This is a genomic window from Stenotrophomonas sp. YJH_SMC_64, from assembly GCF_059371375.1.
In genome coordinates, this window is sequence record NZ_JCAFUN010000006.1 from 128422 (window position 1) to 140605 (window position 12184).

The following is a 12184-nucleotide window of genomic DNA, read 5'->3' on the forward strand; positions in this document are numbered from 1 at the left end:
GTGGGGGAGGCCGCGTGGTTACGCGGCCTGTCCTTGCAACCAGACCATCTTGGCGCGCAGTTCCTTGCCCACCTTTTCGATCGGGTGCTCCAGGTCGGCCTGCTTGAACCTGTTGTAGTTCGGCAGGCCCGCTTCGTACTCGGCCACCCAGTTCTTGGTGAAGGTGCCGTCCTGGATGTCCTTCAGCACCTCCTTCATGCGCTCCTTGGTGCCGGCATCGATCACGCGCGGGCCGCTGACGTAGTCGCCGTACTGCGCGGTCTCCGAGATGAACTCCAACATGCGCGAGATACCGCCTTCATAGAACAGGTCCACGATCAGCTTCAGTTCGTGCAGTACTTCGTAATAGGCGATCTCCGGCTGGTAGCCGGCTTCCACCAGGGTCTCGAATCCGGCCTGCACCAGCGCCGAGGCACCGCCGCACAGCACCGCCTGCTCGCCGAACAGATCGGTCTCGGTCTCTTCCTTGAAGGTGGTCTGGATCAGGTTGGCGCGCGCACCGCCGAGGCCGGCCGCATAGGCCTGCGCATGCTGCGCGGCCTTGCCGCTGATGTCCTGGTAGACCGCCCAGATGCACGGCACGCCACGGCCGATCTCGTACTCACGGCGCACCAGTGCGCCGGGGCCCTTCGGCGCGACCAGCACCACGTCCAGGTCGGCACGCGGCTCGATCATCCCGTAATGCACGTTCAGGCCATGCGCGAACAGCAGGCATGCACCCTGTTTCATGTTCGGCGCCAGCACGTCGTTGTAGAGCTTCTTCTGCACCATGTCCGGGGTCAGCACGGCAACCAGGTCGGCGTCCTTCACTGCCTCGGCGGGCGCGATCACGGTGAAGCCATCGGCCTGCGCCTTGGCTTCGGTCGGGCCGCCCGGACGCAGGCCTACCACCACGTCGAAGCCGGATTCGCGCAGGTTCAGTGCGTGGGCGCGGCCCTGGCTGCCGTAGCCGATGACGGCGATCTTGGTCTGGGGCAGGTCGTTGGTGCTCATGGGGGAGGTTCCTTGCGGTGGGAAGAAAAAAGAACGGCCGGTCGTCGAGGTGACGTGCCGGCCGGTCAGGGGAAAGCGGTGGAGGAGGAGGCGCCGCGCATCGCACAGGCGCAGCCACCACGAGGCGTGGTGGTGCAGGTCCGGGTTGTGCGATGAGCGTTGGTCATGGTGGTTGCGTCTGAAACCAGGTTCTGAAATGAAAAAACCCGCACCGGGGCGGGTGCGGGTTTTTGAAGAGTTCCGGTGTGTGTGTGTTGCTTACACGCTGGCTCGTCCCGCACCTGTTGGTTGGGTAATAAGTACGAGCACAAGAATCGAACGCAGCGAAGCGGCGCCGGTGTCGGCGGCTTCGATGTGGGTTCGCGGTGGCGTGTTGTGATGCAACATGTGATCGAGAGAAACACAGCCATTTCGACGATGTCAACCCTCGCGACGGATTTTCTATCGGTTTCCGCTGCATCCAGCGCAATCGCTTGCGGCACAAGGATGGTTGCTGCTGAAAGTGTTTCGGTGAACCCGAATTCACTCCTTTCGGGGCGGTTTTTGCGCGGAATCCGGTGGATTTTTCCGCCCAAGGATCAACGTCCATGACGTCTGTCCGATACCGCGTGAAGGCCGCAGCGGCGAAGATCGGGGAACCACCCGTCCATCGGAACCCGACCGTGTCCCGACGCCTTGCCCGTTCCCTGCTCGCCGCCGCCGTACTGGCTGCCGTACCCGCGCTGTCCTTCGGCGCCGACCGCATCACCGGCCACACCTTCGCCACCCGTTCGGAGGTGATCGCCCCGCATGCGATGGCCGCGACCTCGCAACCACTGGCCACCCAGATCGCGCTGGACGTGATGAAGGGCGGCGGTTCGGCAGTGGACGCGGCGATTGCCGCCAACGCCGCGCTCGGCCTGATGGAGCCGACCGGCAACGGCATCGGCGGCGACCTTTTCGCCATCGTGTGGGACCCGAAGACGCAGAAGCTCTACGGCTACAACGGCTCGGGCCGCTCGCCGAAGTCGCTCACCCTGGGCGAGTTCCAGCGCCGTGGCCTGAAGGACATCCCGGCCACCGGTCCACTGCCGGTGTCGGTGCCGGGTGCCGTCGACGGCTGGTTCGCGCTGCACGACCGCTTCGGTCGCAAGCCGATGGCCGACAACCTGGCGCCGGCCATCCGCTACGCCCGCGAGGGTCACCCGGTGGCCGAGGTGATCGCCTACTACTGGGACCGTTCGGTACCCAAGTTGTCGCAGTACCCGGGCTTCAAGGAGCAGTTCACGATCAACGGCCACGCCCCGCGCAAGGGCGAGATGTGGAAGAACCCGAACCTGGCCAGCACCCTGCAGAAGATCGCCGACGGTGGCCGCGACGCCTTCTACAAGGGCGAGATCGCCCACACCATCGGTGACTACTTCAAGGCCAATGGTGGCTACCTGAGCTACCAGGACATGGTTGACCATCATGGCGAGTGGGTCGAACCGGTCAGCAGCAACTACCGTGGCTACGACGTGTGGGAACTGCCGCCGAACAGCCAGGGCATCGCCGCACTGCAGATCCTCAACGTGCTGGAAGGCTACGACTTCTCGAAGATCCCGTTCGGTTCACCGGAACACGTGCACCTGTTTGTCGAAGCGAAGAAGCTGGCCTTTGCCGACCGTGCGCGTTTCTACGCCGACATGGCGTTCCAGCCGGCACCGGTGCAGAAGCTCATCTCCAAGGAGTACGCCGCGCGGCGTCGTGCGCTGATCTCGATGGACAAGGCGTTGAAGGAAGTGCAGCCGGGCACGCCGAAGCAGCTGGAGGAGGGCGACACGATCTACATGACCGTGGCCGACGCCGACGGCATGATGGTTTCGCTGATCCAGTCCAACTACCGTGGCATGGGCAGCGGCATGGCACCGCCCGGTCTGGGTTTCATCCTGCAGGACCGTGGCGAGATGTTCGTGCTGCAGAAGAACCATCCCAACGGCTACGCGCCGGGCAAGCGTCCATTCCAGACCATCATTCCGGGGTTCATCACCAAGGGCGGCAAGCCGTATGCCAGCTTCGGCGTGATGGGCGGCGCGATGCAGCCGCAGGGCCATGCGCAGATCGTGATGAACCTGGTGGATTTCGGGATGAACCTGCAGGAAGCCGGTGATGCGCCGCGCATCCAGCATGAAGGTTCCACCGAGCCGACCGGCCAGGCCACGGCGATGACCGACGGCGGCGAAGTGAATCTGGAGACCGGCTTCCCCTACGAGACGGTGCGTGCGCTGATGCGCAAGGGGCATCGCATCGTGTTCGCCGATGGGCCTTATGGCGGGTACCAGGCGATCATGCGCGATCCCGAGAGCGGGGTTTATTACGGAGCTTCGGAGAGTCGCAAGGATGGGCAGGCGGCGGGGTACTGAGTTTCCCGGCCAACGGGCTGAGCCCCCTCTGCGGTGGTGGCAGTGATACGGGGCTTGGCCGGGCGGGTGGATTGTCTGGGGGCCGCTGCAAGTACGTCCATGTAAGCTCGGTCGCCGCATCCATGCGGCTCACGCCCCCAGCCAACCCACCCGCCCGGCCACGGACAGTTTCCTGCGGCCGCCACCGCAGGAAGAGAAAGAAGAAGATCAAAAGCAAAGACAACAGCAACAGCAACAGCAACAGCCGCGCGCTGTGGGTTGGGGTCGGATCCGTTTTCCGAAGGAAAACGGATCCGACCCCTTCTTGTTTTCCGATACACCTGATCCACGCGTGGCGTGGATCTACTGCCGTCACCGGGAGATTGTCGGAGGCGGGGAGGGGGCCGATGGCGGGACCGTCCACGGCATGGATGCCGTGGCCGAGCCTACAAGGACGTACTTGCGGCGTGTCCCGCCATCGGCCCCCTCCCCGCCAGACCCTCAGAGTCCCAGAGCCGCTTTTGCTGTTGCCGTTGCTTGAAAGAAGCGGTGCAGCCGCAGGCTGCAAAACCCCCTCAATCCTGATCGTGCGCGCGCGCTGCCTCCGCCTGGGTCTCCTCCTGCGCCGCCATCTCGCGTGCGATCCACGCATCGATCATGTGCCGCTGGCGCTGCGCCTGCCGCCGCTCCCGCGTGTACTCCTGGTCCAGCACCCGGTACAGCGACACCATCACCAGCACCATCAGCAGCGCGAATGGCAATGCCGCGATCGTGATCATGCCCTGCAGCGCGTCCAGACCTCCGGCCAGCAGCAACGCCGCTGCGATCAGTGCCACCGCAATGCCCCAGGCCAGCTTGCGCTTCAACGGTGGGTCGCCGGCCTCGTCGGTGGACATGCTGGCCAGCACCAGGACCGCCGAATCGGCCGAGGTCACGAAGAAGATCATCAGCAGCACCAGCGCGATGCACGACAGCAACAGCGGTAGCGGCATGCTGTCGAACAGTGTGAACAACACCGTCTCGTAGCCATTGCCAAGCGCCTGCACCAGATCGGCGTGGCCGAAGATCTGTGCCCACAACGCAGTGCCGCCGAACACCGCGAACCAGAAGAAGCCCAGCAGCGTCGGTGCGAGCACGACGCCGATCACGAACTCGCGCACGCTGCGGCCGCGCGAGATGCGCGCAATGAACGATCCCACGAACGGCGCCCACGAGATCCACCAGGCCCAGTAGAAGATCGTCCAGTCCGCCACCCAGGTGCTGCCGGAGAACGGTGACATGCGCAGGCTCATCGTCACCAGCTGGTTGAGGTAGGAGCCCAGGGTGGTGGTGAACGTATCGAAGATGAAGCCGGTCGGCCCCAGCACCAGCAGGATGGCCGCCAGCAGGGCAGCCAACGCCAGGTTGAAGTTGGACAGCCACTTCACACCTCGCTCCACGCCACTGGCGGTGGAGGCCATGTACAGCACGAAGGCGACGGCAATGATGGTCATCTGCACGGCGACGGTAGCCTGCACGCTGAAGACGCGTTCGATACCGGCAGCAATCTGGATGGTGCCGAAGCCGAGCGTGGTGGCGACACCGATCGCGGTGGCAACTACGGCGGCGATGTTGACCACCCGACCGATCCAGCCGCGATGGTGGCGGCCGATGATCGGCTGCAGCATGTCGCTGACCAGGCCGCGTCCATTGCGGTTGAACTGGAACCAGGCCATCGCCAGGCCGATCAGTGCGTAGATCGCCCACGGGTGCAGGCCCCAGTGGAAGAACGCATAGCGCATCGATGCGCGCGCCGCATCCAGGCTTTGCGGCGCCAGGCCTTCCGGCGGCTTGCTGAAATGCGAGATGGGCTCGGCCGCACCCCAGAACACCAGGCCGATGCCCATGCCGGCGGCGAACAGCATCGACATCCAGCTGGCACGCGAGAACTCGGGTTCGGCGTCCTCGCCGCCGATGCGCAGATTGCCGAAGCGGCCGAACGCCAGGTACATCAGGAACACCAGCGCCAGGAACACCACCAGCAGGTACAGCCAGCCGACACTGCGGATGACTTCCGCCAGCATCGACTGGACCACGGTGTTGAAGGGGCCGGGGGCGATACCGGCGAGCAGCACCAGCAGCAGAACCAGTGCGATGGAAACGCGAAACACCATGAAGGAGCTTCTCCGATCAAGGGGGATTGAGGGGAGCGAGCAGAGCTTGCGGCGAAGGGCCGGCGGCATGCAGCACGGACCGGGCAGGGGCCGCGAAGGCGGCGGGGAACGCATCGATCTCAGCAACGCGATGGCGTGCACGTTACTGAACGCGGCGTCATGGTTCCGTTAACGAATGGCGACCTGGTCCCGGAGGCGGGCGGTCTATGCTCTAATGCGCACCAAGAAGCGGGGGTACCGGGCCATGTGGCCACGGTTGAGACAGTCCCTTGGAACCTGATCCGGCTCATACCGGCGTAGGGAAGCTTTGCAATGCAGCCGTGCCCGGACTCCGCCCAAGGACCGTCCGTGCGCGGGTGCCGTGCGCCGCCGCTTCGTCCCTGACCTTCCTGGACGATGCCCGATGAACGCACAGCTCTCCGCCCTGCAGCAACAGGCCCAGCAACTCTCCGCATCCGTGACCCGGCCCATTCCCGGCTCGCGCAAGATCCACGTGCCCGGTTCACGCCCGGATCTGCAGGTGCCGATGCGCGAGATCGCGCTGACCCGTACGCCGACGCTGTTCGGCGGCGAAGAGAATGCGCCGGTGACCGTTTACGACACGTCGGGCCCGTACACCGACCCGGAGGTGCGCATCGATCTTTCCGCCGGTTTGCCGGCACTGCGTCGCGGCTGGGTGGAAGAGCGCGGTGATACCGAGCAGCTCGAAGGACTGAGTTCTTCGTTCGGTCGCGATCGCGAGCATGACCCGAAGCTTGACGCGGTGCGTTTCCCCGCGCGCAGCCTGCCACGCCGCGCACGCGCCGGTGCCAACGTCACCCAGATGCACTACGCGCGCCGCGGCATCATCACCCCGGAAATGGAATTCGTCGCCATCCGCGAGAACCAGCGCCTGGACGCGATCCGCGATGCCGGCCTGCTGCAGCAGCACCCGGGCGAAGCGTTCGGTGCGTCGATCCAGAAGATCATCACCGCGGAGTTCGTGCGCGACGAAATCGCCCGTGGCCGTGCGGTGCTGCCCAACAACATCAACCACCCGGAAAGCGAGCCGATGATCATCGGCCGCAATTTCCTGACCAAGATCAACGCCAACATCGGCAACAGTGCGGTGTCTTCCGGCATCGCCGAGGAAGTGGAGAAGCTGGTGTGGGCGATCCGCTGGGGCGGTGACACGGTGATGGACCTGTCCACCGGCAAGCACATCCACGAGACGCGCGAATGGATCATCCGCAACTCGCCGGTTGCGATCGGTACCGTGCCGATCTACCAGGCCCTGGAGAAGGTTGACGGCCGCGCCGAGGCACTGACCTGGGAGATCTTCCGCGACACCCTGATCGAGCAGGCCGAGCAGGGCGTGGACTACTTCACCATCCACGCCGGCGTGCTGCTGCGCTACGTGCCGCTTACCGCCAAGCGTGTTACCGGCATCGTCAGCCGCGGCGGCTCGATCATGGCCAAGTGGTGCCTGGCGCACCACAAGGAGAACTTCCTCTACACGCATTTCGAAGACATCTGCGAAATCATGAAGGCCTACGACGTGACCTTCTCGCTGGGCGACGGCCTGCGCCCGGGTTGCATCGCTGATGCCAACGACGCGGCGCAGTTCGGCGAACTGGAAACGCTGGGTGAACTGACGAAGATCGCCTGGAAACACGATGTGCAGACCATGATCGAAGGCCCCGGCCACGTGCCGATGCAGCTGATCAAGGAAAACATGGACAAGCAGCTGCGCGAATGCGGCGAAGCGCCGTTCTACACGCTGGGGCCGCTGACGACCGACATCGCGCCGGGCTACGACCACATCACCAGTGCGATCGGCGCGGCGATGATCGGCTGGTTTGGCACGGCCATGCTCTGCTACGTGACGCCGAAGGAGCACTTGGGCCTGCCCAACCGCCAGGACGTGCGTGACGGCATCATGGCTTACCGCATTGCCGCGCACGCGGCCGACCTGGCCAAGGGGCATCCGGGCGCACAGGTACGCGACAACGCGCTGAGCAAGGCGCGCTTCGAGTTCCGCTGGGAGGACCAGTTCCACCTGGGCCTGGATCCGGAAAAGGCCAAGGAATTCCACGACGAGACGCTGCCGAAGGACGCGCACAAGCTGGCCCACTTCTGCTCGATGTGCGGACCGCACTTCTGTTCGATGAAGATCACCCAGGACGTGCGCGACTACGCCGAGGCCGGCATGAAGGAGAAGTCGCAGGAGTTCCGTGCTGGCGGGGCCGAGGTCTACCGCCAGGGGTGACGGGTAACGGGTAGTGCCGGCCGCCGGCCGGCATTCCGTCGTGCACGGGACCGGGGAGAGTGCTGGTCAATGGCCGGCACTACCGTTCATCACGCCGCGCCCGGCTATCCTCCGCGCATCGCCCAGGGGAAAGGACGCCATGCCCGTTGCCACGACCACCCGCTGGCTGGCCATCGCCCGCCGCCATCCTTCGGCCTGGCTCCTGGCCGCCCAGTTGATCGCGGTGCTGCTGTATCCCGCCCTCGATGACACCGCCGCTGGCCGGGCGGCGCTGGGCATGTTCGGCATGGCGGTACTCGGCCTGGCGCTGTGGGTGGTCCAGCGCAGTCCGTTGGGAACCTGGCTGGCATTGCTGCTGGCCATTCCATCGGTGGTGTTCTCGCTGGCTGGCGCCCTGCTTGACCGCAGCGCGCTGCTGACCACCGCGCAGCTGCTGGAAAGCCTGCTGTACTTCTATACGGCCGGGGCATTGATCGCCTACATGCTGCAGGACCATCGAGTAACACGCGACGAACTGTTCGCGGCCGGGGCAACTTTCACCCTGCTGGCCTGGGGGTTCGCCTTTGCATTCGCGGTGTGCCAACAGTGGTATCCAGGCAGTTTCCAAGGTGCGACTGCTGGCCCCGAGCGCAGTTGGATGGAGCTGCTTTATCTGAGCTTCAGCTTGTTGTCCGGAGTTGGATTGAGTGACGTCGTGCCGTTGCACCCGCAGGCACGGGCCCTGGTGATGCTCGAACAGTTCGCAGGCGTCATGTATATCGGCCTTGTGGTGTCGCGTCTGGTCGGATTGACCATGCTTCGGCGCATGTGAAAATGAACGCCAGATAAAAATTTCGCGCCCAAAAGGGCGCGAATGGTGATGCAGATTATGTGAATGCGTCGGCGAGAGAGAGCCTGAGTGTCGACCCCGTCATAGGCGGGGTAACCGGCTTAGGCTAATATCCGGGGGCGTTATTGTTTTTGCGGTATGCGCCGATGCTTTGTGCGGAATCTGGCTTTTCGATGGCCCTGTCCAGGGACGGTGGGGACGGTATTGCTGGTGAGCCCTGCCCAGGTCCCGTCCCTACTGTATAGCGGAAAATGAACAGCAGCGAACTCACGCCCATTGACGCCGACCGCGTGCAGGTCGGCGACTGTGTCATCACCTTGTCCTCGCGTGAGGTCGAGGTTGAAGGCGCGCGCCGTCCGCGACGGCTGACGCCGAAAGCGCTGGGCGTACTTCGCGTGTTGATGCGGCAGCCTGGGCGCGTGGTCACCCGTGAAGAGCTGTTTGCCGAGGTCTGGCCCGATACGTTGCCGACCAATGACGTGCTGACCCAGGCCGTCACCCAGCTGCGCAAGGCGTTCGCCAACGACGACGACAATGGCCAGGCCTACATCGAGACCATCGCCAAGAGCGGCTATCGGCTGCTGGTACCGGTGCAGGCGCTGGACGACTTCGAGCCGGTGGCGGAAGTGGACGCGCTGGCCATTGCGGATGTGATGCCGTCGCCGGACGGTGCCGGCACGATTCCGGCGCTGGCCGTGCAGGCAGCGCCTTCACGCCGGCGTGGCTGGCGCCAGCTGCGCCGCCAGCTGTTGTGGGTGCTGGGTGTGATGATGCTGGCCGCGCTGCTGGTCATGGCCACATTGTTGCTGCGGCGCGGGCCGGAGCCGAGTTCACCGGTGGATGCAGCGGTCGAGAACGGCGTGCGGGTGATCGGCAGCCCGCAGCGTCCCTATCGCCTGATCACCGCCACCAGTGGTTTTGAAACCTATCCCACACTTTCGCCGGACGGCTCCCAGGTTGCCTACGAAGGCGCCAACGAGGATGGCGCCGGAGGTGGTGTGATCAAGGTGCAGACCTCGGGCAATGCGCCGGCCCGGCAGCTGGCGCTGCCGCCCAAGGGGGCCAGTGACCGTTTCCCGAGCTGGTCACCGGACGGGCGCGAGATCGCTTTTGCCCGCTTTGGAGCCGACGGCGGTTGCCAGGTGCTGATCGCCAGCGCCACTGGCGGCGGCGTGCGCCAGGCGACCCGTTGCGATGGAACCGAGCTGCTCAGCTTCGACTGGACACCGGATGGCCGCGGCCTGGTCTTTGGCAGCATGGTGGGCCGCTATGCCCATCGCGGCATCCGTGTGCTCGACCTGGCCAGCGGCCAGTGGCGGGCGTTGGACTACGCGGTCGATCAGGATGATTTTGACTACGCGCCACGCTACTCGCCCGACGGCAAGTGGCTGGTGTTCGTGCGCAATCCACAGATGGGCGACCTGTGGCGGATGCCGGCCGGAGGCGGTGAGCTGGAGCAGTTGACCAACGAATCCGCCGAACAGCGTGGCTGGGCCTGGCTGGGCGATGGGCGCAGCATCGTGTTCGGCCGGCGCGTGGACAGCGAGGTGCGGTTGTACTACCTGGACGTGGAGCGCCGCACCTTGCGTGATGCCGGCCTCGACGACGCACAATGGCCTGCGGTGTCGCGCCACGGCGACGTGCTGGCCTTCGTTCACCGCCGTGCCCAGTTCGGCGTGTTCAAGGTGCCGATGGCCGGCGGCAGCGCCGAGCGGCTGTTCGCGTCCAGTGGGCGCGACGGGCAGCCGATGGCGGCGCCCGACGGTCGCCAGCTGGTCTTCACCTCCGATCGTTCCGGCAGTTTCGCGCTGTGGTGGGCGGACATGCAGCGGCCCGACTCACTGCGGCCGATCGAGGGCCTGCGTCCGGAGGGGCGGCAGGCGCCGGACTGGTCGGCCGACAGCCGCCAGCTGCTGGTGGTCGGGCGTGACGAGCATGGGCGTACCGTTGTCTACGAGATCGCCCCGCGCGACGAGCACCTGCAACCGCTGCCGGTTCCGGTGGATCAGCCGCTGCAGGCCCTGTACGGGGCAACCCCGGAGCAGCTGCTGGTAGTCGAGCGCGATGCGGAGCAACGCACCCGGTTGAGCCTGTTCGATCGCAGCGTGACCCCCTGGCGCCGCCTGGCCAGTATCGACGGCGTCTCCCAGGCGCGTTTCGATCGGGGCGATGGCCGCGTGCTGTTCACACGCCTGGCGTCCGGCGGCTTGTGGTCGGTGGATGCGGCACTGTCCCCGGCCAGCGTGCAGCAGGTCAGTGAAGACCGGCCCAGCCGATGGCGCTATCGCACCTGGACGGTGGCGGGCACCGGTGGTATCGGCTATCTCGGCAACTCGACCGAATGCGGTACGACCTTGATCCATATCCAGGCCGGCACCGAAGCCCCCGAGCGCTGCCTGGACCGGCAGCGGCTCAGCGCGGGCAACGGCATCAGTGCCAGCGCCGATGGCCGGGATCTGTACGTCGCCCTGGCGGTCAGCGATGGTGCCGACATCGGCGTCATGCAGCTGCCCCAGTCGACGCCAGCACTGTTCCCGGCCTTTCTCAAGTCATTGATCCTGAAGAAAAATATCTCTTCGTGATTTTTTCGTGGAGTTCTCGCCGCGAATTCGTGGCGATCTCGGTGGATTTTCCTGACGGGCTGACGCCTGATTAGGCAAAACGGAAGCCTGTATCAGGCAAACCCGTGGTGCCCCATGCGTCAACTCTCGCTGGCCGATCGTGGCCAAACCGTCTCCCTCGACAAGGCGCTGGACGATCTCGCGCCGACCTGCATGGGCGTGGCCCGGCTCGGCAGCCTGCAGACGGCAGGGTCAAGCTTCACTGTCTGGCTGCAGGTGCGGGGCAGTTCCTGGGTGGAAGCCAAGGAAGGGCGTTTCCGCCTGCGCCATGGCGAGTGGATTGCCTTCGAGAAGGAGTCGCGCCCGTTGGTGCAGGCCGGCCGTAACGGACTGTGCGTGGGCCTCAGCCTGACTGCGGAGGCGATGCGGGTGCTGTCCGAGATGGCCGACTGCGGCCTGTATGCCGGTCGTGGTCGCATGAGCCGCGGTGACGCCCGCGTTGCCCTGCGCCTGTGGCGCGATGCGCTCGACAGCGGCCTGCCAGCGCAGGCGCTGCGCCCGCTGTTGTTGCATCTGGCCGGCCTGCAGCGTGACCTGGCCGACAACGTACAGCGCTGCCCCGGTCGCTCACGCAGCCGCAAGCGCCAGGTGTTCGGCCGCATGCAGCGCGCCCGTCTCTATCTGGAGGGCAACAGCCACCGCGTGGTGCGGATCGGCGAGCTGGCCGAGCTGACCAACTTCTCCAGCTGGTACCTCTCCAAGACCTTCCAGAGCCTGTATGAAGAGAGCCCCCAGTCGCTTTCGGCACGGTTGCGCCTGGAGCGGGCCGCCGATCTGCTGCGCGACACCGACATGATGGTGGGCGAGGTCGCCGCGGCCAGCGGATTCGACAACTGCTGCAGCTTCGCGCGGGCCTTCCGCGCCCGTTACGGGCAGTCTGCTTCCCGGTTCAGGGAAAACGGCGGCTTGCTCCCGCCACACTCTGCAAAGTCTACGGTTGGGTCGCGCAAATACAGCATCGCAACGCAATCGTAACGTGC

General features: G+C 65.4%; 7 protein-coding genes and 1 riboswitch. Of the genes, 5 read left to right on the forward strand and 2 right to left on the reverse strand.

All coding sequences use genetic code 11. The annotated features are described in order from the left end of the window. Nucleotides 1-18 precede the first annotated feature (18 nt). Complete coding sequence (gene ilvC / locus AC5P9L_RS08015; RefSeq protein ID WP_005410945.1) at nt 19-993, reverse strand: ketol-acid reductoisomerase; 975 nt, start codon at nt 991-993, stop codon at nt 19-21. 662 nt (nt 994-1655) lie between these two features. Here ilvC and ggt point away from each other — a divergent pair. Beyond that, the gene (gene ggt / locus AC5P9L_RS08020; RefSeq protein WP_227415415.1) at nt 1656-3374 is read left to right on the forward strand and encodes a gamma-glutamyltransferase; all 1719 of its coding nucleotides are present in this window, start codon (nt 1656-1658) and stop codon (nt 3372-3374) included. Nucleotides 3375-3928: 554 nt separating this feature from the next. Here ggt and AC5P9L_RS08025 read toward each other — a convergent pair. Further along, nucleotides 3929-5506, reverse strand: coding sequence for a BCCT family transporter (locus AC5P9L_RS08025; protein WP_005410943.1), 1578 nt, complete (start codon nt 5504-5506; stop codon nt 3929-3931). A gap of 220 nt (nt 5507-5726) precedes the next feature. Further along, nucleotides 5727-5827: riboswitch (TPP riboswitch) on the forward strand. A gap of 82 nt (nt 5828-5909) precedes the next feature. Here AC5P9L_RS08025 and thiC point away from each other — a divergent pair. The 4 genes from thiC (at nt 5910) to AC5P9L_RS08045 (ending at nt 12179) form a co-directional block, all read left to right on the forward strand. Beyond that, nucleotides 5910-7754: a phosphomethylpyrimidine synthase ThiC gene (thiC, locus tag AC5P9L_RS08030; protein ID WP_088429322.1), complete on the forward strand. Its 1845-nt coding sequence runs from the start codon at nt 5910-5912 to the stop codon at nt 7752-7754. 139 nt (nt 7755-7893) lie between these two features. Then, complete coding sequence (locus tag AC5P9L_RS08035; protein WP_005410941.1) at nt 7894-8565, forward strand: ion channel; 672 nt, start codon at nt 7894-7896, stop codon at nt 8563-8565. A gap of 269 nt (nt 8566-8834) precedes the next feature. Beyond that, on the forward strand, nt 8835-11165 hold the full coding sequence (locus AC5P9L_RS08040) for a winged helix-turn-helix domain-containing protein (protein WP_227415623.1): 2331 nt from the start codon (nt 8835-8837) through the stop codon (nt 11163-11165). 114 nt (nt 11166-11279) lie between these two features. Further along, complete coding sequence (locus AC5P9L_RS08045; RefSeq protein WP_005414398.1) at nt 11280-12179, forward strand: helix-turn-helix transcriptional regulator; 900 nt, start codon at nt 11280-11282, stop codon at nt 12177-12179. The last annotated feature ends 5 nt before the right edge of the window (nt 12180-12184 follow it).

Excerpts from the sequence above, each read along its gene's own strand:
- AC5P9L_RS08040 (WP_227415623.1), top strand. The coding sequence starts at position 8,835 with ATGAACAGCAGCGAACTCACGCCCATTGACGCCGACCGCGTGCAGGTC.
- AC5P9L_RS08025 (WP_005410943.1), bottom strand. The coding sequence starts at position 5,506 with ATGGTGTTTCGCGTTTCCATCGCACTGGTTCTGCTGCTGGTGCTGCTC.
- AC5P9L_RS08045 (WP_005414398.1), top strand. The coding sequence starts at position 11,280 with ATGCGTCAACTCTCGCTGGCCGATCGTGGCCAAACCGTCTCCCTCGAC.
- thiC (WP_088429322.1), top strand. The coding sequence starts at position 5,910 with ATGAACGCACAGCTCTCCGCCCTGCAGCAACAGGCCCAGCAACTCTCC.
- ilvC (WP_005410945.1), bottom strand. The coding sequence starts at position 993 with ATGAGCACCAACGACCTGCCCCAGACCAAGATCGCCGTCATCGGCTAC.
- AC5P9L_RS08035 (WP_005410941.1), top strand. The coding sequence starts at position 7,894 with ATGCCCGTTGCCACGACCACCCGCTGGCTGGCCATCGCCCGCCGCCAT.